We start from the raw sequence: 23,972 nt of genomic DNA on the forward strand, positions 1-23,972 counted from the left end.
TGGATGTGATGGTCAGTACCGGGGTCGAGGCCCCGGAACAGCAACAAGATCGCGATTTCACTCTGGCGAATGCACGGATTGTGCTGTCGGATTCTGAAATGACGGGCCGTGTCATCGTGGAGGCCGGTCAAATTGTTGGTGTTGAAGAGGGGGATGCGGTTCCGGCAGGGGCGGTGGACCTTGGGGGGGATCTGCTTATCCCGGGGTTGATCGAATTGCACACCGACAATCTGGAACGCCATATGCAGCCACGTCCGGGGGTGAATTGGCCGCATGATGCGGCCATTTTGGCGCATGACGGCGAGTTGGCCTCTTGTGGGATCACCACGGTGTTTGACGCCCTGCGGGTCGGATCGGTGGTGTCAGAGGACCGGTCGAGTTACGGCAAATATGCACGGAATGTGGCTTCGGAATTGCTGGGCATGAAGCGGCGGGGGGCGCTGCGGATTTCGCATTTGATCCATCTGCGCGCCGAGGTCTGTTCGGAAACCCTGATCGAGGAGCTGGCGGAATTCGGTGTGGGCGAGGACATCGGCCTGATCAGCCTGATGGATCACACGCCGGGGCAGCGGCAATTCCGCGATGCCAGCAAGCTGCGCGAATATCTGGTGGGAAAATACGGCCTGAGCGATGCCGAATACACCGCCCATGTGGCAAACCTTATGGATTTGCGCGACCGGTTGGGCGACGCCCATGAAGCTGCCGCAGTGGCCGCCGCGCGGCGGTTGGGCGCGGTGCTGGCCAGCCATGATGACACGACGGCGGCGCAGGTCGCGCAATCGGCGGATCATGGCGTGCGGCTGGCGGAATTCCCCACTACCGAGGAGGCCGCCGCCGCCTGTCGTGACCAGAACATCGCGATCATGATGGGGGCGCCTAACCTGATCCGGGGGGATCGCATTCCGGCAATGTCGCGGCCGCCACGTTGGCCGAGGCCGGGCTGCTTGATATCCTGTCGTCGGATTATGTGCCGGCCGGTTTGATCCAGGCGGCGTTTCGGTTGTCCGGGGTTTGGGGGGATTTGCCGCGTGCCATTGCCACGGTTTCGGATGCGCCGGCCCGTGCCGTGGGATTGACGGATCGGGGGCGGATTGCACCGGGGCTGGTTGCCGATTTGGTGCGGGTGCGCCTGTCTGATGGTCCGTCTCATGCCTTGCCGGTGGTGCGCGGTGTCTGGTCCCATGGGAGGCGTGTTGGCTAGCGCCCGAGCAGCATTGACAGGCTAAATGGTCAATCCCAACCCCGAGCCAATGGTGCCTTCGGCATTTGAACCGTGTTGTCGGCGTATCGACTTCGCCAAGGGCAAAGCCCAACTCGCTGTCTCCGACTATGATCTGGAAATTCGGCTCGGCTGTGACCTGAATGTCGACCCGGCTTTCGCCGGGGGAATATTTAAGCGCTTTGTCGACGAGATTGCGTATCGCGTTTCGCATGGGGATCGGAACGCGGAGGTAATTTACTTTGGTATCGCTCCGTCGCCGCAATTCCAGAGCCTGCATTTCGGCGATGGGGGGCAGACGCAGCACAAGATCATCCATCAATGCAACAAGGACGATGTTCATCGGCAATCTGGTGTTGCTGATCCTGAACCTGCCATTGATCCCCTATATCGCCTTTGCCCGTTCGATGCAGCTTTATGATGGGGTGTCGTTTATCTGGGAGCGTCCAATGACATTGGGGCTGTTGGTGATTGCGGTGATCCTGATCCTGCTGCCAAGCTATCGGGCACGGGTGGCCCGCAATCGCGCGGCTGGTGTGGCCGACGGAGACTAAGCAACCGGGTAGACCAGATGACAGGATCCAGGTGAAGGCGGGGCGGGGCAGAGGTCGGGCTGACGCAGGCGGGTGTTTCAGGATATGCCCGGTTGCACAGCCCCGGAGAATGACCGACACTGGCGGCCCATCCGTGATTTTCCCGGCGCGTGGCGTCGGGGTGCAAGGAAGCTTTCGAACTGTGACCACATCCAAAACGTCTTGCTGTGCGCGGCCGGTCGGTCGGCGGCATCAGCGCCCGCCGCCGCAACGACGACGTCGCCCCGCCCCCCCGCCGCGCCGCAAGGCCTGCGGACCTCCGCAAAAGATCTGGCCGCAACGGCGCAGCTGATCCCCGGCGGCCGTGGTCTGGTTGGCACTGCCAATGAGATCATTCCAGACGATGGTGAAAGCCCGCTGCGCAAGTCGCAGGTCAAACCGTTTCGCATCGGCAAGACCTCTGTCACCAATGCCGAATTCGAAGAATTCGTCACCGATACCGGCTATGTGACCGAAGCGGAACAATTCGGCTGGTCCTTCGTGTTCTGGTCACAGGTGCCTGACACGCTGGGCCCAACCGAAGGGGTGGTTGGTGTCGAATGGTGGCGGCGTGTTGACGGTGCAAACTGGCGTGACATCAATGGTCCGGGGACCGCGGCGACGGCCTGGCATCCTGATCATCCGGCGGTTCAACTGTCGTGGAATGACGCCCGCGCCTATGCCGCATGGGCCGGCGGGCGTTTGCCAAGCGAAGCCGAATGGGAGCATGCCGCGCGTGGCGGGTTGGGCGATGTGCGCTATCCTTGGGGCGATGAAGACCCCGATGATACCGGGTTCTTGCCCTGCAATATCTGGCAGGGGCGCTTTCCCGATGTGAACAACGGTGTTGACGGATATCTTGCGACCGCCCCGGCACAGTCGTTTGCGGCCAATGGATACGGGTTGTTCAATATGGTCGGCAACATCTGGGAATGGACCGCAGAGCCGTTTCGCATCCGGTCGTTGAAAAAGCAGGTCAAGGCGCGGATGAGCGGGATGAAGGGCTATAAGCTGCTGAAAGGCGGGTCGTTCCTGTGCCACAGCAGCTATTGCCACCGATACCGCATCGCCGCGCGGTCGGGCAATTCACCCGACAGCACCACCACCCATCAGGGGTTTCGCATGGTCTGGGATGTCTGAGCGCGGGCGCAGGATTTATGGGGCCTGACCCTAGCCGCTTTCGGTGATGCCGATGGTCCGATCCCCGGCCTGCAACAACAGTTGCGGCCCCGCATGCGACACAGTGACGGTTTCGCCGGGGTCGATGTTGCCGAGGTGAACCACGGTGCGGTGCTGCAACGGTGTGGTTTGGGCGGCCATTTCGGCGATCTTGGAAAATACCGGGAAATAAAGCAGTCCAACCGCGTTGAAATCCAGCGCTGGCAGCGGCGTGTATTGCAACAGCGTTTCATCCCCCTGCGTGGCGCGGGCCATGCGGGCCAAAACGCGCGAACGGTCGAGCAGCCCCACCAGATCCGCGGGCGGTGGCGGCAGATCGTCCAGCCCGGCCAGCGTGTTGCGGAACAAGCGGCGGTTCGATCCGCTGCCATCATGGCTCAGAAAACAGCTGATCATCCGCACCGTGGCCAATCTGCCCGACGGGCCGGTGACGTGATGCACCGATCCAATTCTGTGCGGGGCCACATCGAACAGGCGTGATTGAACCTCTGCCTGTGAACCCAGCTTCGGGGCTGTGGCCAGCGTGACCGAGGTGGCACAGAAGGCGGCATAAACCGGGGTGCCATCCGCGCTGTGAAACGCCATGCCGGACCCTGCCGCCTCTGCGATCAACCCCCAATGCCGGTCGCCGCAATCGCGCAACAGCCATTGTTCCGACAGACCAAAAGGCGACAATTGCGCCATGCCAAGGGTCAGCCCCGCGCGGCTTTCGGGCGCGGGGGCAATTGGGCGCAGAACGGCGACACTCATGCTGCGACCTGTGCCAATTGTCCGGCGATCTGATCGGCCAGATATTTGCTGTCTTCTTCGATCCCCAGGAACCGCCCTGATCCCCAGGTGTTCAGCCATCCCAAGCCGATGAAATGCAACCCCGGCTGTGCCGTCACGCCGCGATGGAACTGGGGCTTGCCACGGGCGTCAAACACATCGGCCTCGATCCAGGAATAATCCGGGCGAAATCCGATGGCCCACAACACCGATGTGACGCCCGCCTCGGCCAGATCAATTTCGGTGCGCTCCACCTCGGGCGTCCAGACCGGGGCAAAGGGTGGCTCTGACGGGGCATCAATGCCTTCGCGCGCAATATAGGCGTCGATCTGGGTACGGATGCCGACATAGGATTTGTCCGCATCATCCAGGTTCTTGGCCAGATCGGGCAGGAATTCCACCTGCGTGCCGTCCATATTGGCCAATGAGCCATAAAGCTCGACCCCGTGATCGACATGAAACTGGCGCAGGTCGATTTCCTTGCCGCCATCCCGGCCCGACATATAGTGGTTGGTCTGGGTCATCGCCTTGACCGGATCGGGATGCTGATCAATCGTCACATCGTAGATCCCGGCATCAAATAGCCAATCGGTGGCATCGCGCCCGCGATATTTGCGCGGACTGCGCGGCGCGGGGCCGACGGCCAGATGCACATCGCGCCCGGCGCGGGTGAAATCCTCCATCAGCTGGACCCCGGATTGCCCGGTGCCGACAATCAAAACCCCGCCTTCGGGGAATTGATCCACCCGGCGATAATCGACCGAATGCATCTGAAAGATGTCCGGCGACAGGTTCTTGGCATAGCCCGGTTCAATCGGCGTGTCATAACCGCCGGTGGCAATCACCACCTGATCACAGGCCCAAACCCCGGCTGATGTTTCGACGATATAACCTGTCTGTTGCGGCGTCACCCGCGTGACGCTGACACCTTCGCGCAGATCGGGCCGGGTCTTTTCGGCAAAGGCATCAAGATATTCGGTGATCTCGTCACGCAGCATGAAACCGTCGGGATCGGCCCCGCCATAATCGCGGTCATAATGGAAATCGGGCAACCGGCACTGCCAGTTCGGGGTCACAAGGCAAAAACTGTCCCAGCGATTGTGCCGCCAGGATTGAAACTTGGTGTGGCGTTCAAACACCACGCTTTCAATGCCCTTTTTCTTCAGGCACCACGCGGTCGAAAGCCCGGCTTGACCACCGCCCACGATAACGACCGGGATATGATTGATCTGCGTCTCTTGCATTGATGTTGTCCTCATTCGGGGTCTCACTGGGTGATCTTCAGACAGGTGACGTCGCCCGTGGCGGCACCGTCAAATTCCGCCACCCGCGCCTCGATCTTGTCGAGCTGATCCATCGCCGAGGAACAGGCAAAGCCATATTTCGCCGCGACCCGGTTTGATGCGCGTTCCAACGCGATGCGGGCCCGGGTCTGGAAATCGGCCAGCGGATAGCTTTGACCGGGGGTGAACAATTCGGCCACCACGGTGGAGGGCGAATACAGCGCTTCTTCGCGGCCATCAGGCCAGCGCACGGTCCAAATGGTTTCAGGCATCAGACTCTCCGAGGTTCATGTAAGGGGTGGTCGCATGGTCCCAGAACAGCGCGCTGTCCCCGTCACGGGTCAGCGTCACGGCGCTGCCCTCGGTCACGCGCCCAATCGGGGCGGCGTCGATCCCGCGCGCGGCAAAGCGGCCACAGACCGCATTCGCCCATTCCGGCGCGACCGACAAAAGAAAGCCAAAGCTGGGAAAGCTGCGCAGCCAACGGTCCATTGGCACGCCCGGTGGCGGGGTGATCGCATCAAGGTCAATCGTCATGCCAACCCCCGAACATTCCGCCAGCATCAGCGCGGTTCCGATCATCCCGGCCTGGCTTATGTCTTTGCCCGCGCGCACCAATTCGGCCTCGGCCAGTTCCGGCAAAAGCGCCAGATCGCGGCGCAGCCGATCGCCGGGCGCATCCAGAGCGGCGCAATAATTGTCAAAGTTGCGATAGCTGCCGCGCTGATCCACCGCCGCAATCAACAGATCGCCGGGGCGGGCGTCAAAGCTGGTGATCAACTGTTCGGCCCGGCCAAACACCGTGGCCGCAATGCCCAGATCCGGGGCGGACAGATTGGTATGGCCGCCCACCAGCGGCACGCCATAGCGATCCGCCGCATCGCGCAACCCCTGCAACAGGGGCTTAGCTGTGTCGTCATCCGGGGCCCAGATCTGGTCCACCAGTGCCACAGACCGTCCGCCCATCGCCGCAATGTCTGACAGGTTCACCATCACCGCGCACCAGCCTGCAAACCACGGATCATCTTTGACAAAGGCCGGGATGAAACCTTCGCCCGCCAAAAGATCATAACCGCCGTTACGGGGCAGGGGGGCGGCATCGTCCCCCGGGGTGCCGGGGCTGGAGGCCGCAAGCCCCAGCGCCGCCGTTGTTCTGGAAATACCCAGTTTGGATTGGACCGAAGGATGTGCGCGCAGCGCGTCGGTCAGATCAGCGAGGCTCATTTCCGCATCTCTCTGATGCGGGGGCGGTGATACCAGCCGGACACCGGATCATCGCAGGGGGGATAGTGGTTCAGGTCCGCTTGCATTTTCATGTGGGGGGTGTTCTGGATCATCACCTCTTCCAGCCGTTCCCAGCGCAACCGGCGAAACAGCACCACATTTTGCATCTGCACATGGGCCAGAAACCGGGTGCAGCCGCGTGCATTGGCGGTCGACACCGCCAGCCGGATCAATTCCGCGCCCAGCCGACCGACGTGGCGAAAATTCTGATCGACGGCCAATCGCGATCCCCACCACACGCCCGGCGTTTCTTCGTGAATGCGTACGGTTCCAACAACTTCGTCCGCTTCATGGGCATAGGTGGACATCGCCACCAGATGGGTGGCAATCAAATCGGTCTCGTCCCGGTCGTGATCTGGGAAAATCCGCTGTTCTTCGACAAAGACCCGCTGGCGCAGGGCCGCCGCACCGCTGGCTTCAAACGGTTTGGATGCGGCGCGAATGTAATAGCCGGGGCATTGAAACTGGCGGGGTTCAAGCTCGATCATGCGGGCACCTGCGCCGGGACTTTCAGCTTTTCATAGGTTGCCAGCGCCGAACATGCGCCGCATTTGCCACAGCCCGCCTTCATCTTGGACGAGTTGATGCCGGCCCGCGCAATCATCGCGCCCAGCGGGCGCAGGATGGACGCCATGAATTCCGATGTCGGGGCGGGGTGGCTTTCCAATGGCGTGCCCGAAATCGGCACAAAGGGCACCACAAAGGGATAGACCCCCATATCACAGAGCTTTTCGCTGATCTCCAGAATCGCGCGCGGAGTGTCGCCCAGACCGGCCAGGATATAGGTCGACACCTGCCCGCGCCCGAATACCTTGACCGCCGCCCCAAAGCTGGAAAAATACTTCTCCAGCGGCACGCTGGCCTTGCCCGGCATGATCCGGTTGCGCACGTCGGGCGTCACCGCTTCCAAATGCATGCCAAGCGTATCAATCCCGGCGTCGAACATTCGCTGATGCCATGCGTCGTCTTCGGGCGGCTCGCATTGCCCCTGAAGCGGCAGGTTCACCGCCGCCTTGATCGCCTCGGCACTTTCGCAAAGCACCTTGGCGCCCCGGTCCTTGCCCGCGGGCGTGCCGGTGGTCAAAACCATATGCGTCACCCCGTCCAGTTCGACTGCGGCTTTGGCCACTTCGGCCAGTTGCGCGGGGGTTTTGTGGGCAACGGTGCGCCCGGCGGCAAGGCTCTGACCGATGGAACAAAACTGACAGGTCTTCTTGCGGCTTTCATAGCGGATACAGGTCTGAAGCACCGTGGTCGCCAGCACATCCCGTGAATGCAACGTCGCAATATGGCTATAGGGAATGCCATCCGCCGTCTTGCGTTGATAGAATTTCGCTCGCGTGGGAAAGCGCACCTGCGCCACCTCGGCCCCGTCACGCAGCACCCGCGCCGCGCCGGTGGCATCCGGCGCCTCTACCAGAAACGGGCTGTCAAAGGATGGCGCGGTATGCACCGGGATCATGACCGTCCGGTCGCCAATGGTGATCGCCTTGTGATCGGATGGCCCGGCCCCGCCCCGGCGGCTTTCCTGTCCGGCACGCGGATCAACCAATCGCATGCCCCGGGTTTGCAAGTCATTGATAAGCGTCGCAGTATCAGACATTTTCCGGCGTCTCCTCTGGGTCGGTGGTGGCAATCGGGTCTTGGCTATGGCGCGTCACGGCGGGGCGCATATCGTGATTGAGGCTGAGCAGTTCAGGCCGCGCATAATGCCCGACGCTGTCCATCATCCGCTTGCGCTTGGCGATCAGCCGCATGTCCAGATCGGCGATTGCAATGCCTTCGCCTTCGGTGATCGGATCGCACAGATGCCGACCCTCGGGGCTGATGATGCAGGTCATGCACCCATCGCGCATCGCCTTTTGCAGCTTGGGGTCGGGGTGCAGCGATGTGATCTGATCCTCACTCAGCCAGCCGGTGGCATTGACCACAAAACAGCCCGCCTCCAGCGCGTGATGGCGCATCGTCACTTCGATCTGTTCGCCGAAAATCTGGCCGACCAAACTGCCCGGGAAATGCGCGGCGTGAATTTCTTCGTGCTGGGTCATCAGCGCATAGCGCGCCAGCGGATTGTAATGTTCCCAACAGGCCAGCGCCCCAACGCGGCCCACTTTGGTGTCCACCACCTTTAGCCCCGCGCCATCGCCCTGACCCCAGACCATGCGTTCATGATAGGTCGGCGTGATCTTGCGCCGTTTCAGCGCCAGCGTGCCATCGGCATCAAATATCAACTGGGTGTTGAACAGCGATCCATGGTCACGCTCGTTCACCCCCAGCACCACCACAACCCCGCGTTTGCGCGCCGCATCGGCCACAGCGTTGGTTTCCGGCGAGGGCACGACAACCGCCTCTTGCATCAATTCCAGATGCGCCGCGCCTTGCTGAACCGGCGGCAGAACAAAGCTGAAATAGGGGTAATAGGGCACAAAGGTTTCGGGAAATACGATGAACTCTGCGCCCTTGTCCGCCGCTTCGGCGATGGCATTCAGCACCCGTTCAATGGTGCCGGCACGCCCCGACAGATCGGGCGCGATCTGAACAGCGGCGGCGCGAACGATGTCGGTTCTCATGCGTGGTGGCCTTTTTGGTTTCGAAAAATTTGGCCGGATCAGACGGGGGAGAACGCCCAATCCGGCCCTCGGCGATCAGACAGTCCAGGTGTCGAGGATCACCGCATCCGCCTTTTTGTGCAGCAGGATGCAATCCAGCACGTCCTGCGGTGCAATCGGGATGATGCCCGGCAACAGCGATGGTTCGCCGTGGCCATACAGCGCCTGAAGCGCAAACCGGCAGGCATAGACCTTGCCGCCTTCGCCCATGAATTTGTTCAGATTGACGGCAAAGTTCTGGTGGCCGGGGAACGCCTCATCGCCCAGTGTCGGGAACCCGCGCTGAATGCCCAGGGTGACGCCGGGGCCATAAAGCAGGATCGAGGTTTCATACCCTTTGCGGTTCAGCCGGATCGCATTCAGGATATTGACCAGCCCGATCGACCCTTCGAAGGCCACGGTGTGAAAGGTCACAAGTGCCTTTTCGCCTTCATCTGCTTTGACGTCTTCGAAAACTTTTTCTTCGTAGTTGACGAAAAAATCGCCGTCTTTGTGCATCTCTTTGGTGACTTCGGGCATCGTGTGATCCGCTTTCTGTTGTTGCGTTGTGATGCAACAATTGGTGCAGCAGTCCGATTGTATGAATCAATTGTCAGTGCAATATGCATACAATATTATCGGATGATTTTCCGAAATATGGCGAAAATAGCCTGTAATTTGTGCAAAACCGATCAATGGTCCTACAATTTCTGGCCCCAAAGGCGCATCAGTCCCGCAATCGGCTGAGTCGCATCAATCCATACAATACCCCTTCAAATTGTCGGGCAATTGGCGTAAGCAGGCAAAAAGACGAAGGCACAGCAATGATCACATGGACACCCACCGGCCTTGAAAACGGCAAACCCCGCTATCTGGCGATTGCTGATGCCATTGCGCATGACATCCGTCGCGGGCGTCTGGCCGATGGCACCCGTCTGCCGCCGCAACGCAAATTGGCCGAGGTTCTGGGCATTGATTTCACCACCGTGTCGCGCGCCTATTCCGAGGCGCAGGCACGTGGCCATGTCGAAAGCCACGTCGGGCGGGGCACATTCGTGCGCGGCAGCGTGGTGTCAAATACCCCCGACACCGCCCGCGCCGGCGAAGAAGACCTGTCGATGAACATGCCGCCCGAACCCACTGATCCAGAGCTGCTGCGCCGGATGCAGGAGGGGTTGGGATATGTGTCCGCCAATCTGATTGATCTGTTGCGCTATCAATCCACCACCGGATCGGATCGCGATAAAACCGCCGCATCAAGCTGGCTGTCGATGCGCGGCATGGTGCCGGCGCTGGAACGGGTGGCGGTGACGCCGGGGGCCCATGCGACGATGGCGGCGATCCTGTCGATCATCACCCGCCCGGGCGATACCGTGCTCTGCGAGGCGGTGACCTATCCGGGTATTCGCAATGTGGCGGGGCGGTTTGGTGTCAAACTGGTGGGGGTGGCCACCGATGACGATGGCATTCTGCCCGATGCGCTGGACGCGGCGATTGTCGAACATGCGCCAAAGGCGCTTTACCTCAATCCCACGCTGCACAATCCCACCACGCTGACCATTCCTGCGCCGCGCCGGGAAACCATTGCGGCGGTGCTGTTGCGCCATGATCTGACCCTGATCGAAGATGACGCCTATGGCTTTATTCCGGCCAAGGCCCCGCCGCCGCTGGCGTTGTCTGCGCCGGAACTGACATGGCATATTGGCGGGCTGGCAAAATGCATCGGCGCGGGGCTGCGGCTGGCTTATACCATCGCGCCCTCACCGCGCTGTGCCTTTCATCTGACCCAGGCGATCCGGGCGTTGTCGGTCATGCCTTCGCCCCTGTCGATGGCGCTGACCACCCAATGGATCGAAGATGGCACCGCCGACAGCATTCGCCGGTTTGTGCGGGCAGAAAGCGCCGCGCGACAGGCCATCGCAGCAGAGGTGCTGCGCGGGTTCGAATTTCGTGCGGCTGACAATGCGTTCAACCTATGGCTCGAACTGCCCACGGGCGTGACCCGCGCCGATGTGATTGCGCGTATGGCGCGCCAGGCCGATTGGTCTTATGCCTTCGGACGCATTCACCGTGACGGGGCCGCCGGGCGAACATATCCGTGTCGGCCTTGGCGGGCCGGTGACACGTGATGCGCTGCGCGACGCTTTGCATTTCCTGGCCAATACGATGGCGCCCAATTCGTATATGGGATGACGGCACCTGGCATGTGCCGCCCCCCTTACTTTGAAATGAGTGGCGGAAGTTCGGCGGGAATGTCTTCCATCAGTATCAGGGCGCATTCCACGGTTTCGCCGGTCATGGCGATCTGAAGCTGACCGGCGGGCACGGCCTGATCCCAGGCGAAATTCTGGGTCAGGAATTTCAGCACGTCCCGCTTGTAGTCGGTGTCGGGGTTTTGCAGGTGTTTGCCCTTGGTTTCCAGAACAACGATGCGCCCGGCGCCCGCAGTTTTGCCCGTGGCAAAGATGAAATCGGGGTAGATGCGCCCGCGTTTCCAACCCTGTAATCCATAGTTCGATTTCGCCACGTTGCGGTGCCACCATGTCACGGCGGCATCGCCGTCAAGATGGACCGCGACGCCCTGTTCCTGGCCGTTCAGGTCATTGCGATACACTGGCGAAAACAGGCTCTGTTTCAGCGCCCCGCCATCAACCCCGGTCAGATGTGGCGCATTGGGCGGTTGCGTAGACAGGATGTGATCGGGCATCTGCCAGTTGTTGCCGTCAAGGCGAAGCCGGAACTGAATGCCGCCGGATTTCACCAGCGCGCGAAAGACCGCTTCGGCGCGTGCATCGCGTTCCTTGGTCAGGCCGCTGCGCAGCCGGTCGATGATCACGCCAGAGGCTTCGCCGCGTTTCGCCGCGTCAAATCCGCGAACCTCCAGCCCCTGAAGCACCTCCGCGACGATCGCACGCGCCACAAAGGGATTGGGCACAAGATCAGAGATCACCCGCACCGCATAAGGCGGATCAAAGCGCAGGGCCTCGGCCGCCGCGGCACCCAACTCTCCCTTGAAATGCTGGTCTGCGCCTGCCTCGGTCAGGGCAATGCGCTGCATCTGCGCCGCGATTTGTTGGGGGGTGTCCGGGATCGCCGCGATCACATCGGTGGGTGTGTAGCCGCGCCAGTCGATGGCCGACAAGATATCGGTTTCGTAGTCGAGCTCACGTACCTCATCGCCATCGACCTTCAAAACCTTGGGCAGGTAGATTTGCAGGCTCTTGAGGGGCGTGCGCCGATTGACCCTGTGTGCGGTTTTGGGGGCGGCGTCGGTGCCGTCCTGTGGCACCTCGATGATCAGATCGGCCAGACCGTCGCGTTCCAGCCCCGTCTTGATCGCCTTGACCACGTCGCGCGTTGCCGCGTGATGTGTCACCACATAACATTCATCCAGCGCCGCCACACCGGTTTTAAGCGCATGGGGTTGCCGCAGGATACGGCCCACCAACTGGGTCATTGCGGATTGGTTGGACGCCGCCGCAAGCGAGCACAGCACATAGGCAAAGGGGCAATCCCAGCCTTCTTGCAGCGCCGCTTTGGTCACGATCACCCGCACCCGGTTCAGGGGCGACAGCAGATCCTGGTTCTCGGGCTGTTTCAGATCGTTTTGCTCCGCCGTCTTGATCGCGATTTCCGCCGCATCCAGACCGGATTGCAACAGCCATTCCTTTACATCTTCTGCATGGATATGGTGGCCGTCGCGCTGGTCCTTGCCTGTGCGCTCCACCTGAACCAGCATGATTGGCCGGATATGGGTCGCAGCCCCGTTGTCAGCCGTATAGGCGCTTGCCTTGGCTTGCAGGCTGTCCAATCTGGCCAGCGCCGCCGTCAGCGTTCCGCGCCAATCGGTGCCCTGCCTTGGTTCAAGGTTCAGGGGCATCTTGATCATGTCTTCTGCGTGCAATTCGCGTCCGGTGACTTCGACCAGAAGGTTGGCGTAGCGCGCCGGGGCAGGGGTGGCACCGCTGCGGGCGGCCACATCTTTGGGGGTTGCGGTCAGTTCCAGAACAAAGATCGGATTGAAACCATAGAGGGTCTTGTGCGCCAGTTCGGATGTGGCTTTCTGGCCTTCATCCAGCACTACAACCGGCTGGATCTTGCGCAGGGCATTGCCGAGCAGTCCTTCACCATCGGGAACAGGCCGCCATAACCGTCCAGGTTGGGGACATGCGCCAGATCGCGTGCATGTCCGGCCTGATCGCCTTCGGGCGGGAAAAAGCCATGAACGTCCCCCCGGTCGCGGAACATGCGCAGCGTGTCCTTGTTCTGTCGATTGCCGGCCTGCAACATCAACACCATGACACAGAGATGCGATGCCACATCGCGCGCATCCAGCCGGTCAGATTTCTCCATGATCTTGACCCGGCCCGCCGCCGCGCGATCCAACGCCTGGCGGTAGGGGTGCTGCCGGTTCTTCAGGGTCTTCAGCGTCTGGGCGTAAATCGCCTCATTCGGCACGACCCACAGGACAAAGCCGGTGTTTTTCGCCAGATAGCGCCCCATGACGCGGCTGACCGCATTGACCGCCAGCCATGTCTTGCCGCCGCCGGTGGGCACCTTGAACGTCGCATTGGGCACCGACCGCCCGATGCCGTCCTTGCGCGGCGAAAAAGGTATCGCCGCCCGCGACGGGGGCAAGCGCCCGGCGGATTTCATGTTGTTCCAGGCCGCTTCGGCAAAGTCGAAGGCGGGCAGCGGCAGGTTCGGATTGGATCTGCGCAGGGCGTCAATCTGATCCGCTTCGGCCTTGCGCGCCTTTAATTCGTCCAGATAGGCATCCAGCGTGTCCAGCACCCGCGCCTGATAGTCGAGTGCGCGCATCAATCGCCCGCCATCCGGTAGAGTGCAAAGGGCAGCGGAACGAATTCGACGGCCAGACCTTCGGTATCCAGCATCCGCTGGCTGACATGGCGGGCCGGGGCAAAGACAAGATGTCTGGCGCCGTCATCTGTTGCCGAAATCTGTTTGGCGAAGCTCAGGGTGAGTGCCGCGCTGGGCGATTTCAACCAGTCCAGATCGGGTTGATACATCAGCCAGACATGGGTGCCACTGGCCGCGCCCACATAAAACGCCGCCGCCCGGGTTGTGGCCGGGTCCAGCGGTTGCGACGTCGCCATGTGGAACAGCACCCCCGCCAAAGCATCGTATGATGGCAAGTCCTTGCCGGTCAGAATGTGGTCGAGGTCCACAGGTTCCCCCAGCGTGCAATAGGTGAATGCCCCGCCCAGCCCCTCGGCGCGCGTTTCCACACGCTTTTCGCCGGTGACGATCAATTCCCCGCCCTTCACCTCTTTCTTGATCCGGTTGTATGCGTGGCCATGCAGGGCTTCGACCGCCTGTACCTTTTCGGTCAGTTTGTCGGCCTTTTGCAGTTTCGACCAAGACAGCTTTTCCCGCAGCAATTCGGTGCGCTGTGTGCCGGTAAAGTCATAGCCGTTGATCACCCGGCGCAGCCGTTCCGCGGTCAGTTGGTCGGCATAATCCTCCATCTCGACAAGGATGAAGCGCCGGTTGCCATTGTCGCGCTGATTGGCGTCCAAAACCGCATGGCCGGTGGTGCCGGAGCCGGCAAAGGAGTCGAGGACAATGGCATTTTCGTTGCCACAGACGCCCAGGACATAGTCAACGATTGCTTTTGGCTTTGGGGTTTCGAACACCTTGGTGCCGAATATGGCCTTGAGCTGAGCGGTGCCATCGGCGTTGCTGCCTTGACCCGCCAGCCAGGTTGACCAGCCGAATGCCTTGTCCGGGTCCCGTAATTTTTCATAGGGAACCCAGCGTTCGGTCTTGCCATTGACGACGACGCCATCATCAAAGGGTCTGATTTCCCAATGGGCCGGATCTGGCGAGGTTTCCAGCTGTTTCATCAGCTTGTTGTCCTTGCCAAAGCGCCAGCAGCCCTCTTTGCCGTCGTTTCTGATCGGATAGACAACCGTTCCATCCGGCGCGGTCAGAGGAAAGAACATGGTTTCCCGGTCGCGCCGGTGAGAGTTCGCACCCCATTTGTTCAGCTCACGCCCCTTGGCATATTCCCCAATCGAATCTTCCAGGTTCAGAACGATTTCGGCGCTGACCTGTTTCGTCAGCACAGGATCGCCGCCGCCATAGAATACGATGTATTCGTGACCTGTCCGCAGCGCGGATTTTTGTTTGCCGCCACTGGGATCAGACAGCCAGCAGGCAATCGCAAGCCGGTTGTCAGCGCCAAAGGCCTCATCCATCAGCCGCAACAGGCTATCAATCTCGTTGTTGTCTATGGCGACCGCTATCATGCCGGTTTCTGCCAGCAATTGCTGCAACAGCCGCAACCTTGGCCACATCATCGCGCACCATTTGTCATGGCGCAGGCCGTCCTCGACCCCGATCGGGTTCGCGTCCAGCCATTCCCGGATCATCGGGGCGTTGACGTTGTCATTATAGGACCAGCCCTCATTCCCGGTGTTATAGGGCGGGTCGATGAAGATGCAGTCCACCTTGCCGGCATACATCGGCAGCAGCGCCTTCAGCGCATGCAGATTGTCGCCCTGGACGATCAGGTTGCCGTCCAGCCGAGCATCGCCAATCCCCTTGTCCGGCTGCGTGATCAAGGGGCGAAACGGTACGGCAAGGTGATGATTCCAAACAAATTCCTTGCCCTTGAACATCAGTTCCGTCATCGCATCTGCCCTTGATTTCTCTGGCCTCCTTAGATCATTTCTGCCGCCGCTCCGGCAAGCGCCGAATGGGGCGTGGGCGCCGCCATGTCCCTTGCCACCTGCGGGCGTGGGCGCAGATGCCAGTGCAAGTGCCAGGGCCAATGGCGACGCCCCGCCACCAGGGCGCGAATACCAATTTTGGGGCCGAACAGGGCGTGTTGGTCAAAAACGCCAATCACGCCAAGGGTTTGTTTGCTCTCTTTCCGGGTTCCGGTCCCATGTTGACAAATTCGGGGACGTCATACTATTTTTGCGATCTGTGATCTCATAATTACGTGGGATTTTTACGAAAGGGAGGGCGACATGTTCAAGAAAATTGCTGCAGGGATGATTGCGTCAGTATTTGGTGTAACCGCATCAATGGCACAGGATTTGCCGACGTTGACGATGAAGGAAAGCTACAAGGTTGGTTTCGCGCAGGCGGAAAGTAACGGGTTGTGGCGCTTGGCCGAAACCGAAAGCGTCAAGTCGACAGCAGCCGATCTGGGGCATCAGCTGGTGTTCACGGATGCGGCGGGTTCCGCTGCCAAACAGGTATCGGATGTGCGCTCTTTGATTGCACAGGGCGTTGACGTCATCCTGATTGCGCCACGCGAAGAAAAGCCGCTGGTTCCGGCTGTCATGGCGGCAAAGCGTGCGGGCATTCCGGTGATTTTGCTTGACCGCAATGTCGATCAGGCCGTCGCTCAGGCGGGGCGCGACTATGTCACATTCATTGGGTCCGACTTTGTGCTTCAGGGCAAGCGTGTTGCCGAATGGCTGTTGGAAAACCATCCTGATGGCGGAAAAATTCTAGAGATTGAGGGGACGGTCGGGTCTTCGCCTGCGAATGACCGCAAAACCGGTTTTGACACAGCCATCGCCGCGAACAGCGCGTTTGAAATTCTGGATTCTCAATCGGGTGACTTCAATCGTGATGTCGGTCGCAAGGTCGTCGAAACGCTGCTTCTGGCACATCCGGATGCGGATATCATCTATTCCCACAGCGATGAAATGACGATGGGTGCGATTTCGGCCATCGAAGCTGCGGGAAAGATCCCCGGCAAGGACATCATGATTGTCGGCATTGATGCGGGCAAGGAAGTGGTCGAACAGGTTGCCGCAGGCAAGGTTCATTATCTGGTCGAATCCAGCCCGAAGATGGGGCCGAAAGCGTTCGAAACAATTGACCGTCTTGCGGCCGGTGAGGCGATCGAACCTTGGGTTGTTCTTCCCGATGACGACTATGGCCAGGGCAATGCGGCTGCGAAGCTTGATCAGGCTTGGTGATTGATTGCATTCACCGGCGACATGGTTCGCCGGTGAAACCCCAAAAGGAGCCGCAGAAATGTCGATGATTGAAATGACCGGTATCTGCAAAGCCTATGGCGGTGTGCCTGCATTGAGCGACGTGCGGCTCAGTTTGGAACCCGGTCGTGCCATGGCGTTGATCGGACAGAATGGTGCGGGAAAATCCACGTTGATCCGCATTCTGACCGGCGCGACGGGCCGCGATAGCGGTCAGGTTGTGATGGACGGACAGGATGTTGATTTCGCATCCCCCTATGAGGCGCTGGAAAGCGGCATCAGCACGATCTATCAGGAAATCAACCTTATCCCGCAGCGGACCGTTGCCGAGAATATCTTCCTCGGACGAGAGCCGACGCGGCTTGGGATGATTGCGTATAAAACGATGAACGCGCGTGCCGCACAGGCATTGGCAGAGTTTGGTGTCGACATTGATGTCAGCCGACCCTTGGGCGATTTCAATGCGGCGACGCGACAAATGGTGGCAATTGCACGCGCGGTGCAGCTGGAGTCCAAGGTTGTCATCTTTGACGAGTCGAGCTCGTCACTTGATCGGCGCGAAGTGGAATTTCTGTTCTCGGCCATGCGCAAGTTGAAGGCCAAGGGCGTTGCAATTATCTTTGTCAGTCACAAGCTGGATAAGCTTTATGCGGTCTGTGATGATGTCACCATCATGCGTGATGGGCGCACAGTCGGCGAACATGTGCTTTCAGAGCTTTCCAAAAAGCAACTTGTCGAAATCATGCTTGGCAAGACCTTTGACGCGTTCACACGATCCGCGCGGACCGAAGCGCCACGCGAGACCGCCGCGCGGCTCAGGGCGAAAGACATGCAAACGAACAGCGGTCTGGCCTCTGTCAATCTGCATGTGGCGGCGGGTGAAATTCTCGGGCTGGCGGGGCTTTTGGGGTCAGGGCGCACAGAGACGGCGCATGCGTTGTTTGGTGCGGACAAGCTGACGCATGGCTCTATCGAGATCCAGCAAAAGCCGGTTGCGTTCGACCGACCTGCGGATGCGATTGTGGCGGGGATCGGGCTGTGCAGTGAAGACCGGAAGGTTGACGGCATCGTGCCCGACATGAGCGTGGCAGAGAACTTGACCCTCGCGTTGCTGCCAAGCCTGACCCATTGGGGGATTGTCGACACAAAGCGCCGGGACGAGATCGCCGATGTCTTTATCGAAAAGCTGAATATCAAGGTCGCCTCGCGCACGCAAAAGATCAGCCAGCTTTCTGGCGGCAATCAGCAAAAAGTGTTGTTGGCACGTTGGTTGGCGATGAACCTGAGCATCCTGATCGTGGATGAACCGACGCGGGGCATTGATGTGGGCGCAAAGGCAGAGATCCTCTCGGTCATCAAGGATTTGGCGGCAGAGGGTCTTGGCGTTCTGTTGATCTCTTCAGAGATGGAGGAGGTCGTGGCCGTTGCGGATCGCGTGACGGTCTTGTGGGATGGCCAAACCATCGCAGACCTGAGCGGGCCCCAAATCACCGAGGACAACATCCTGTCCACGATTGCATCGGGCGATGCGATTTTGGACCACGCAGAAGGTGCAGCATGACCGATCTTTCCTCTCAGAAGTTTCCGCAGTTCGGGGATCTGCGACAGGCGCTTGCGCAATACACCGTCGGCATCGCCTTTTTGGCGCTGGTTCTGTTGAACCTGCTGATTACCCCGAATTTTGCGAGCATGAATACGATCTCTGTCAATCTGACACAGGTTTGCACCATCGTTATCGTCGCTGTCGGGATGACCTTTGTGATTGCGTCGGGGGGCATTGACCTTTCGGTTGGGTCGACAATGGCCATTGCCGGGGCTTTGGCGCCGTTGATCTTTACCGGCGCGTTCCTTGGCATCACCGACCCGTTTTTTGGTGTCGTGGTCGCGATTGTCCTGCCGCTTGTCGTGGGTGGATGTCTTGGTCTGTTTAACGGGTTTTTGATAACCCATTATAATATTCAGCCGATCGTCGCGACCTTGGTGTTGTTCGTGACGGGACGTGGCATTGCGCAGGTCCTGACCAACGGCAGCCTTCAGGTTTTCAATCGTCCCGATTTTCAGTTCATCGCCCTGGCGCGGCTCTGGGGCATTCCGGTGCAGGTCTTCATCATGCTTGCGGTGGTGTTTCTTGGGGCCTTCCTGCTGCGCAAGACGTTGTTTGGGCGGTATCTTCTGGCCTCTGGTGGCAATGCCGCTGCGGCGAAGATGGTTGGTATCAACGTCCGCTGGGTCCGGCTTGTTGCCTATGCGATTTGCGGTGTGCTGTCGGCCTTGGCGGGGTTGATCGTTGTGGCGCGCAATGGGGCCAGTGACGCCAACCTCGTGGGGTTGGGGATTGAGCTGGATGCAATCGCAGCGGCGGCCATTGGGGGCACGCTTTTGACAGGGGGGCGGGCGACCATTTTGGGGACATTCCTTGGGGCCTGCGTCATTCAGCTTGTGCGATACACCCTGCTTGCAAATGGTGTGCCCGATTCAGCGGCCCTTGTTTTCAAGGCGGTCATCATCATTCTCGCTGTGAGGATTCAACGTAAACATGTCAATTAATCACACATCTGTCCCCGGTGCGGGGGGCGCGCGCGATCCAAACAACATGCGCGCTGCCCTTGGCAAAAACGCAATGGGTTTGGCCGTCTGGGCCACCCTGTTGTTGATGGTTCTGTTTGGCTGGTTGCGCTACGACAACTTCCTCGGCGCTTACAATATTTTCTCGTTCTTCCAATACAATGCGATCTTTGCGGCGATCTCTTTGGGGATGTGTTTTGTCATTGTGACTGGGGGGATCGACCTTTCGGTGGGCGGCGCGGCTGCCCTGGCCTCTGTCCTGGCGGCGATGGCGTCCCCATATGGTGTGATGCCGGGAATAATTGTGGGTGTCGGTGCCGGCATGTGTGTCGGGGTGCTGAACGCATATTGCGTGGTTCAAATGCGCATTGCCCCCTTTATCGCGACTTTGGCCACGGCCTTGGCCAGCACGGGCACAGCCCTGTTGATCAGCAACAACCAAAGCGTCGGCGTGTCCTATGAAACCCTGTTTATCGAATTCGGGCAGGGGGATTGGTTTGGGATGCCAATTCCGGCTGTTCTGGTCGGTGTGCTGTTTGTTGGCGGTTGGCTTGTGCTGTCCCGCTTGCCGCTTGGGCGTCGTATCCTGGCCGTCGGCGGGGGAGAGGATGCCTCTCGTCTGATGGGGGTGCGCACGGATCGGATTATCTTTGGGGTCTATATCTTTTCCGGTGTCATGGCGGGGCTTGCCGGTGCCATCCTTGCCGCTCAGTTCGGCGCAGGGCAACCCACCGAAGGCACAGGATGGGAGCTGTTCGCCATCGCGGCTGTGGTTGTCGGGGGAACCTTGCTCACAGGTGGTGAGGGGTCGGTGGTGGCCACGCTTGGGGGTGTTTTGCTTCTGGGGCTTTTGTTCAACATGCTGAACTTTGAAAATGGCAAAGGCTGGATTTCGCTGTCCGCCTATTGGCAATCGGTCATTCGCGGCGGCTTCTTGTTGGTCTTTATCGTCGTACAGGCCAAGATCGCCCAAGGCCGAGAAGCGGCAAAGCATCTGTGAGGGTCGAATGGTGAAATTGACATGTCTTGCCGATGGGTTGGGCTGGCCAGAAGGCCCGACAAAACTGGCGGATGGCCGTATCGCGTTTGTTGAAACCTATCGCAGCCGCGTTTCGGTGCTGGAGGCCGACGGAACGGTGGCAAGTTTCGCAGAGACGGGCGGAGGCCCCAATGCCGCGCTGTCCGGCGCGGATGGCTGCGTCTACGTCACCCAGAACGGCGGCGTCATCGGCCCATGGGAGGCCGATGTCAAACAGCCACCCTCCATTCAGGTCGTGCTGCCAAATGGCGCGGTGGAAATCCTTGCCGACGAGGTCGACGGCCACAAGCTTCGGGCGCCAAATGATCTGGTTTTCGGACCAAATGGCTGGCTTTATTTTACCGATCCCGGCGGGGCGTTCGATCCCGTCGCCAAGAGCAATCCGGGCTTCATCTGCGCGTTGCGTCCCGATGGCAGCGGTGTTGTGCTGGCGGAGCTGCCGCCGACCTATCCCAATGGTATCGTGGTCGAGGCGTCAGGCGATGTCGTTTGGGTCGAATCCTATACACGCGCCGTGCGCAGGTTGTCGCATGGCGCAATAACCACGCTGTGTACCTTGCCCGACGGATGTATCCCCGACGGTTTGAAAATCGGTCAATCCGGTCAGCTGTATATCACGGGCTGCCAAAGCGGGACGGTTGAAATCGTCACGCCCGAGGGCGCCATTGCCGGGTCGGTTGCGGTTGGAACCGTGCCCACAAATTGTGTGTTTGCCGATGGCGGTTTGTATGTCACCGACGGTGGAAAACCCGGCCTGTCGCCCGCATCCAACCGAGAGGGGTCGCTGTGGCATTGCAGCGGGCTGGGGGAGGACGGGCAGGCGTTGTTTGAGGGCCGCATTGATATGCCCCGCTAAGCCCGCCGGTCCCGCATGTCGCACAGCGAAGGTGGCTTTCTAGCCCTTCCCATCCGCGATCAAATGCGCCTTCACGACATCGGCCGCCTCTGAGATGTCGAGCTCGACCGCGCGGCGTGCCCCGTCGGAATTTGCGGTTTGCATCGCCTCCAGCATGGCTTCGTGTTGTTGGTTTGAGCTTGCGACAGTTTCATCGCGCTTGGTGTTGAAGCGCAAAATTGGCCCGACGCGAAGCCATAGAAGCTCGATCATCTGCACCAGACTGTCAGAATCCGCCATTTCGTAGATTTGAAAGTGCAGCAGTCGGTTCAGTTCTAGGTGTTTTTCGCTGTTGTTTTCGGTCTCGTCCAATTGTTCGACGAGCGAGGCGATTTTTGACAGTTTTCTTTTTGTGGTGCGTTGGGCTGCCTTGGCGGCGGCCGTGCCTTCCAACAGCAGGCGCAGCTCCGTCAGCTCGGAGAATTCCTTGAGGTTGAGATCGGGGAGCGCAATGGTGCGGTTTTCCAATTTGACCATCCCACCCTCGGCCACCAAACGGTGAAAAGCCTCCCGCACCGGCATCTGGCTGACGCCCAGTTGCGCGGCAACATTGCGCGTGCTGAGTTTTTCGCCCGGGGCGAATTTTCCCGACGAAATTGCTTCTCTCACACGTTCATAGACCAGCTCGTTGGCAGAGCGGTGCGCGATGGGTTTGAGGCTTTTCAAGTCGGAAGTCATGTCGAATTTTCACCTAAAATGAAGACTGGTTGCACTTACTCTATCAGGGTTTATTGACCGGTACATCAGAATTGTGATATGCGATCTGTGATCTCAATTTAGGATGACCGATGGCTTCCCGACAAACATTCAATATTTTCGTGGACTGGGGAACAACCAATCTAAGGGCGTATCTGGTCACGGAGCACGGTCAATGCGTTGACGAGTTGCACGAAAGGACCGGCGTAAAGAACCTGAACGGTCAAACCTGCCAGGAGGTTCTTGACGTGATCACAGCGGCGTGGCGCGTTTCGCACAAGGTACGTCGCGTGCTTTTGGTTGGGATGGTCGGCAGTGAAATTGGCTGGACCGTGGTCCCCCTGATAGAGGGGCCTTGCGGCATCACGCAAACCTCCGAAGGGCTGGTAGAGGTCGATGTCGAGGGCTTTCAATTGGTTCAGATCGTGCCCGGCGTGCGAACACAGGTAAGAAGCCCCGCGACCGGTATGATGCGCGGCGAGGAGGTCCAGGTTTTTGGCTCTGCTGTCGCGGCGGAAAACAAGGACATGTTGGTGTGTTTGCCGGGATCGCATTCGAAATGGGTCCTGACGCGGGGGAGTGAGATCAAGGGGATCTCGACCTTCATGACGGGTGAATTGTTTCAGGTGCTCCGTGAGCATAGTGTCCTGAAGGAAAGTCTGGCGACAGGCGACGCCAGCATCAACGATCACCACTTTCGCGAGGGCCTGAAAGCGGTGCAATCGGGGGAAAGCATCCTTAAGCTGATGTTTTCGGTTCGAATTGAGAAAGTATGCGATCCTGTCCGCAGCAACGCCGAACGCCTTTCGTTTCTGTCGGGCGTATTGATCGGTGCCGAGGTCATGGCGGGCCTAAAAAGCCTGCCGGACCCGTCGGATCGTTCAATCGTATTTGTCGGCAATGGTGTCCTGGCAGAAGCCTATGAGACGACGTTCCAGTTTTTTGATTGTAACGTCAGGACCGTGGACGTGCGCGAGGCCTTCTTGAAGGGATGTCAGCGCGTCTTGGAATGTTCGCCGGCCTAGCCGCGCTTCGGTTTTATACAGGTACTTGCCCAAAAAGGCGCGCCACAATGGCGCGCTTTTGTCTGTGGCGGCCGCGCCCCTTACAACAGGGCGGTTTTCAGCGCAGCGAAGTCGTCGACGATGAGGTCATGGTCGGTCACAGGGTCCAGCGTTGGCGCGGTTTGATGGCCCCATTCCTGCGGGCGATGCACGAAAGCTGTTTTGAAACCCTGTTCCTTTGCGGCGTTAAGGTCGAAGTTGTGGCAGGCGACCATCAGGATTTCAGACGGGTCAAGCTGTAGGAACTGTGCGCCCCGGCGGTAAACTTCGGGGTTTGGTTTGTAGGCGCCGATCGCCTCACATGGGAAAATGGCGTCCCAGTGAATGTTGTTGTGCCGCGCGGTGTCGATGACGATTTTATAGCTCAGTACGGTGAGGGGGCACATGAGGTATTTGGCGCGCAGCTCTCTGTGCGCTTGGGCAAAGCCGGTCCAGCAATTGAAGCTGTGAACCGCTTCGTATGCGATGTAATGGCGGTCTTCTGCCGTGAAAATCCCCAAGCCATGTTCAAACAGCAGGTGATCCAATGCCTCGCGGTGCGCGTTGTCAAAGGTGTATGTCTGCATGTCGTCCGGTGCGACGGCCAATATCAGCTCCAGGGATCGGCGGCGCAATTCATTGGCCAGATCCTTCCAGTTTCGCGCAAAACCATACTTTGCGCCGATGGTTTCGAAGGCCTCTGCAAAGCCTGTGTGCCAGTCCAGAACCGTGCCACCAGTATCAAACGTCAGGGCCTTGATATGGGCGAGTGTCATTTATACCTCCTCTAATTTGAGATCTGTGATCTCAAATATTACTAGGGCTGGATGTTGAAGTTGCAAGTGCTAAAGCCGCTTCG

The 23,972-nt window shown here is 59.6% G+C and carries 20 protein-coding genes and 3 pseudogenes; 10 read left to right on the top strand and 13 right to left on the bottom strand.

Annotation, left to right across the window (positions count from 1 at the left end; genetic code table 11):
* Positions 1-8 precede the first annotated feature (8 nt).
* The 3 genes and pseudogenes from AC0L4F_RS10445 (at position 9) to AC0L4F_RS10455 (ending at position 2,931) form a co-directional block, all read left to right on the top strand.
* A pseudogene (locus AC0L4F_RS10445) lies at positions 9-1,201 on the top strand (alpha-D-ribose 1-methylphosphonate 5-triphosphate diphosphatase).
* Positions 1,202-1,551: 350 nt separating this feature from the next.
* Positions 1,552-1,773 (top strand): annotated as a pseudogene (locus AC0L4F_RS10450) (hypothetical protein); the annotation flags it as partial.
* A gap of 84 nt (positions 1,774-1,857) precedes the next feature.
* Positions 1,858-2,931, top strand: coding sequence for a formylglycine-generating enzyme family protein (locus tag AC0L4F_RS10455; protein WP_244688108.1), 1,074 nt, complete (start codon positions 1,858-1,860; stop codon positions 2,929-2,931).
* Positions 2,932-2,961: 30 nt separating this feature from the next.
* On the opposite strand, the gene AC0L4F_RS10460 is transcribed toward AC0L4F_RS10455, so the two are convergent.
* The 8 genes from AC0L4F_RS10460 to AC0L4F_RS10495 all read right to left on the bottom strand — a co-directional run bounded on the left by AC0L4F_RS10460 (position 2,962) and on the right by AC0L4F_RS10495 (position 9,433).
* Positions 2,962-3,720, bottom strand: a complete 759-nt coding sequence (locus tag AC0L4F_RS10460) for a Pnap_2097 family protein (RefSeq protein WP_244688110.1) — start codon at positions 3,718-3,720, stop codon at positions 2,962-2,964.
* The gene (locus tag AC0L4F_RS10465) at positions 3,717-4,982 is read right to left on the bottom strand and encodes an MSMEG_0569 family flavin-dependent oxidoreductase (RefSeq protein ID WP_244688112.1); all 1,266 of its coding nucleotides are present in this window, start codon (positions 4,980-4,982) and stop codon (positions 3,717-3,719) included. Before AC0L4F_RS10465 ends, AC0L4F_RS10460 begins: the two co-directional genes overlap by 4 nt.
* A gap of 23 nt (positions 4,983-5,005) precedes the next feature.
* Entirely contained in the window at positions 5,006-5,293 is a 288-nt protein-coding gene (locus AC0L4F_RS10470) for an MSMEG_0570 family nitrogen starvation response protein (RefSeq protein WP_244688114.1), read from the bottom strand.
* Positions 5,286-6,245, bottom strand: a complete 960-nt coding sequence (locus AC0L4F_RS10475) for a sll0787 family AIR synthase-like protein (protein ID WP_244688117.1) — start codon at positions 6,243-6,245, stop codon at positions 5,286-5,288. Before AC0L4F_RS10475 ends, AC0L4F_RS10470 begins: the two co-directional genes overlap by 8 nt.
* Entirely contained in the window at positions 6,242-6,793 is a 552-nt protein-coding gene (locus AC0L4F_RS10480) for an MSMEG_0567/Sll0786 family nitrogen starvation N-acetyltransferase (protein ID WP_244688119.1), read from the bottom strand. Before AC0L4F_RS10480 ends, AC0L4F_RS10475 begins: the two co-directional genes overlap by 4 nt.
* Complete coding sequence (locus AC0L4F_RS10485) at positions 6,790-7,908, bottom strand: MSMEG_0568 family radical SAM protein (RefSeq protein ID WP_244688121.1); 1,119 nt, start codon at positions 7,906-7,908, stop codon at positions 6,790-6,792. Before AC0L4F_RS10485 ends, AC0L4F_RS10480 begins: the two co-directional genes overlap by 4 nt.
* Positions 7,901-8,875, bottom strand: a complete 975-nt coding sequence (locus AC0L4F_RS10490) for a Nit6803 family nitrilase (RefSeq protein WP_244688123.1) — start codon at positions 8,873-8,875, stop codon at positions 7,901-7,903. Before AC0L4F_RS10490 ends, AC0L4F_RS10485 begins: the two co-directional genes overlap by 8 nt.
* Positions 8,876-8,950: 75 nt before the next feature.
* Positions 8,951-9,433, bottom strand: coding sequence for an MSMEG_0572/Sll0783 family nitrogen starvation response protein (locus AC0L4F_RS10495; RefSeq protein WP_244688125.1), 483 nt, complete (start codon positions 9,431-9,433; stop codon positions 8,951-8,953).
* Between the two features lie 284 nt (positions 9,434-9,717).
* On the opposite strand from AC0L4F_RS10495, the pseudogene AC0L4F_RS10500 reads away from it, so the two are divergent.
* Positions 9,718-11,086, top strand: a pseudogene (locus tag AC0L4F_RS10500) (aminotransferase-like domain-containing protein).
* A gap of 25 nt (positions 11,087-11,111) precedes the next feature.
* Here AC0L4F_RS10500 and AC0L4F_RS10505 read toward each other — a convergent pair.
* From AC0L4F_RS10505 to AC0L4F_RS10515, 3 genes are read right to left on the bottom strand one after another with little or no spacing between them, the layout of a single operon-like run.
* Positions 11,112-12,974, bottom strand: coding sequence for a DEAD/DEAH box helicase (locus tag AC0L4F_RS10505; protein WP_244688129.1), 1,863 nt, complete (start codon positions 12,972-12,974; stop codon positions 11,112-11,114).
* On the bottom strand, positions 12,974-13,714 hold the full coding sequence (locus AC0L4F_RS10510; RefSeq protein WP_244688131.1) for a DEAD/DEAH box helicase family protein: 741 nt from the start codon (positions 13,712-13,714) through the stop codon (positions 12,974-12,976). The genes AC0L4F_RS10505 and AC0L4F_RS10510 overlap by 1 nt, the downstream gene beginning before the upstream one ends.
* Positions 13,714-15,549 carry a site-specific DNA-methyltransferase gene (locus AC0L4F_RS10515; RefSeq protein WP_244688134.1) on the bottom strand — a complete coding sequence of 612 codons (1,836 nt, stop codon included), beginning with the start codon at positions 15,547-15,549 and terminating at the stop codon, positions 13,714-13,716. The genes AC0L4F_RS10510 and AC0L4F_RS10515 overlap by 1 nt, the downstream gene beginning before the upstream one ends.
* Positions 15,550-15,891: 342 nt before the next feature.
* On the opposite strand from AC0L4F_RS10515, the gene AC0L4F_RS10520 reads away from it, so the two are divergent.
* The 5 genes from AC0L4F_RS10520 to AC0L4F_RS10540 are packed head-to-tail and all read left to right on the top strand — an operon-like array spanning position 15,892 to position 21,335.
* Positions 15,892-16,857 carry an ABC transporter substrate-binding protein gene (locus tag AC0L4F_RS10520; protein WP_244688136.1) on the top strand — a complete coding sequence of 322 codons (966 nt, stop codon included), beginning with the start codon at positions 15,892-15,894 and terminating at the stop codon, positions 16,855-16,857.
* Between the two features lie 58 nt (positions 16,858-16,915).
* Complete coding sequence (locus AC0L4F_RS10525; protein WP_244688139.1) at positions 16,916-18,436, top strand: sugar ABC transporter ATP-binding protein; 1,521 nt, start codon at positions 16,916-16,918, stop codon at positions 18,434-18,436.
* A complete protein-coding gene (locus AC0L4F_RS10530) occupies positions 18,433-19,422 on the top strand; it encodes an ABC transporter permease (RefSeq protein WP_244688141.1) in 990 nt (329 codons plus the stop codon). The genes AC0L4F_RS10525 and AC0L4F_RS10530 overlap by 4 nt, the downstream gene beginning before the upstream one ends.
* A complete protein-coding gene (locus tag AC0L4F_RS10535) occupies positions 19,412-20,440 on the top strand; it encodes an ABC transporter permease (RefSeq protein WP_244688143.1) in 1,029 nt (342 codons plus the stop codon). The genes AC0L4F_RS10530 and AC0L4F_RS10535 overlap by 11 nt, the downstream gene beginning before the upstream one ends.
* A 7-nt stretch (positions 20,441-20,447) precedes the next feature.
* Positions 20,448-21,335 carry an SMP-30/gluconolactonase/LRE family protein gene (locus AC0L4F_RS10540; RefSeq protein ID WP_244688145.1) on the top strand — a complete coding sequence of 296 codons (888 nt, stop codon included), beginning with the start codon at positions 20,448-20,450 and terminating at the stop codon, positions 21,333-21,335.
* 39 nt (positions 21,336-21,374) lie between these two features.
* Here the strand turns inward: AC0L4F_RS10540 and AC0L4F_RS10545 are convergent, their stop codons facing one another.
* Positions 21,375-22,040, bottom strand: coding sequence for a GntR family transcriptional regulator (locus AC0L4F_RS10545; protein ID WP_244688147.1), 666 nt, complete (start codon positions 22,038-22,040; stop codon positions 21,375-21,377).
* 122 nt (positions 22,041-22,162) lie between these two features.
* Between AC0L4F_RS10545 and AC0L4F_RS10550 the strand changes: the two genes are divergently transcribed.
* On the top strand, positions 22,163-23,095 hold the full coding sequence (locus AC0L4F_RS10550) for a 2-dehydro-3-deoxygalactonokinase (protein ID WP_244688149.1): 933 nt from the start codon (positions 22,163-22,165) through the stop codon (positions 23,093-23,095).
* An 80-nt stretch (positions 23,096-23,175) separates the two neighbouring features.
* Here the strand turns inward: AC0L4F_RS10550 and AC0L4F_RS10555 are convergent, their stop codons facing one another.
* Positions 23,176-23,889, bottom strand: a complete 714-nt coding sequence (locus AC0L4F_RS10555; protein WP_244688151.1) for an HAD-IA family hydrolase — start codon at positions 23,887-23,889, stop codon at positions 23,176-23,178.
* Between the last annotated feature and the right edge of the window lie 83 nt (positions 23,890-23,972).

The sequence above is a fragment of the Marinovum sp. J2-8 genome (genome assembly GCF_055808435.1).

Coding starts and splice junctions, on each gene's coding strand:
- AC0L4F_RS10550 (WP_244688149.1), top strand. CDS start 22,163: ATGGCTTCCCGACAAACATTCAATATTTTCGTGGACTGGGGAACAACC.
- AC0L4F_RS10515 (WP_244688134.1), bottom strand. CDS start 15,549: ATGACGGAACTGATGTTCAAGGGCAAGGAATTTGTTTGGAATCATCAC.
- AC0L4F_RS10510 (WP_244688131.1), bottom strand. CDS start 13,714: ATGCGCGCACTCGACTATCAGGCGCGGGTGCTGGACACGCTGGATGCC.
- AC0L4F_RS10525 (WP_244688139.1), top strand. CDS start 16,916: ATGTCGATGATTGAAATGACCGGTATCTGCAAAGCCTATGGCGGTGTG.
- AC0L4F_RS10555 (WP_244688151.1), bottom strand. CDS start 23,889: ATGACACTCGCCCATATCAAGGCCCTGACGTTTGATACTGGTGGCACG.
- AC0L4F_RS10470 (WP_244688114.1), bottom strand. CDS start 5,293: ATGCCTGAAACCATTTGGACCGTGCGCTGGCCTGATGGCCGCGAAGAA.
- AC0L4F_RS10480 (WP_244688119.1), bottom strand. CDS start 6,793: ATGATCGAGCTTGAACCCCGCCAGTTTCAATGCCCCGGCTATTACATT.
- AC0L4F_RS10465 (WP_244688112.1), bottom strand. CDS start 4,982: ATGCAAGAGACGCAGATCAATCATATCCCGGTCGTTATCGTGGGCGGT.
- AC0L4F_RS10520 (WP_244688136.1), top strand. CDS start 15,892: ATGTTCAAGAAAATTGCTGCAGGGATGATTGCGTCAGTATTTGGTGTA.
- AC0L4F_RS10460 (WP_244688110.1), bottom strand. CDS start 3,720: ATGAGTGTCGCCGTTCTGCGCCCAATTGCCCCCGCGCCCGAAAGCCGC.
- AC0L4F_RS10455 (WP_244688108.1), top strand. CDS start 1,858: ATGCCCGGTTGCACAGCCCCGGAGAATGACCGACACTGGCGGCCCATC.
- AC0L4F_RS10475 (WP_244688117.1), bottom strand. CDS start 6,245: ATGAGCCTCGCTGATCTGACCGACGCGCTGCGCGCACATCCTTCGGTC.
- AC0L4F_RS10540 (WP_244688145.1), top strand. CDS start 20,448: ATGGTGAAATTGACATGTCTTGCCGATGGGTTGGGCTGGCCAGAAGGC.
- AC0L4F_RS10535 (WP_244688143.1), top strand. CDS start 19,412: ATGTCAATTAATCACACATCTGTCCCCGGTGCGGGGGGCGCGCGCGAT.
- AC0L4F_RS10485 (WP_244688121.1), bottom strand. CDS start 7,908: ATGTCTGATACTGCGACGCTTATCAATGACTTGCAAACCCGGGGCATG.
- AC0L4F_RS10490 (WP_244688123.1), bottom strand. CDS start 8,875: ATGAGAACCGACATCGTTCGCGCCGCCGCTGTTCAGATCGCGCCCGAT.
- AC0L4F_RS10530 (WP_244688141.1), top strand. CDS start 18,433: ATGACCGATCTTTCCTCTCAGAAGTTTCCGCAGTTCGGGGATCTGCGA.
- AC0L4F_RS10495 (WP_244688125.1), bottom strand. CDS start 9,433: ATGCCCGAAGTCACCAAAGAGATGCACAAAGACGGCGATTTTTTCGTC.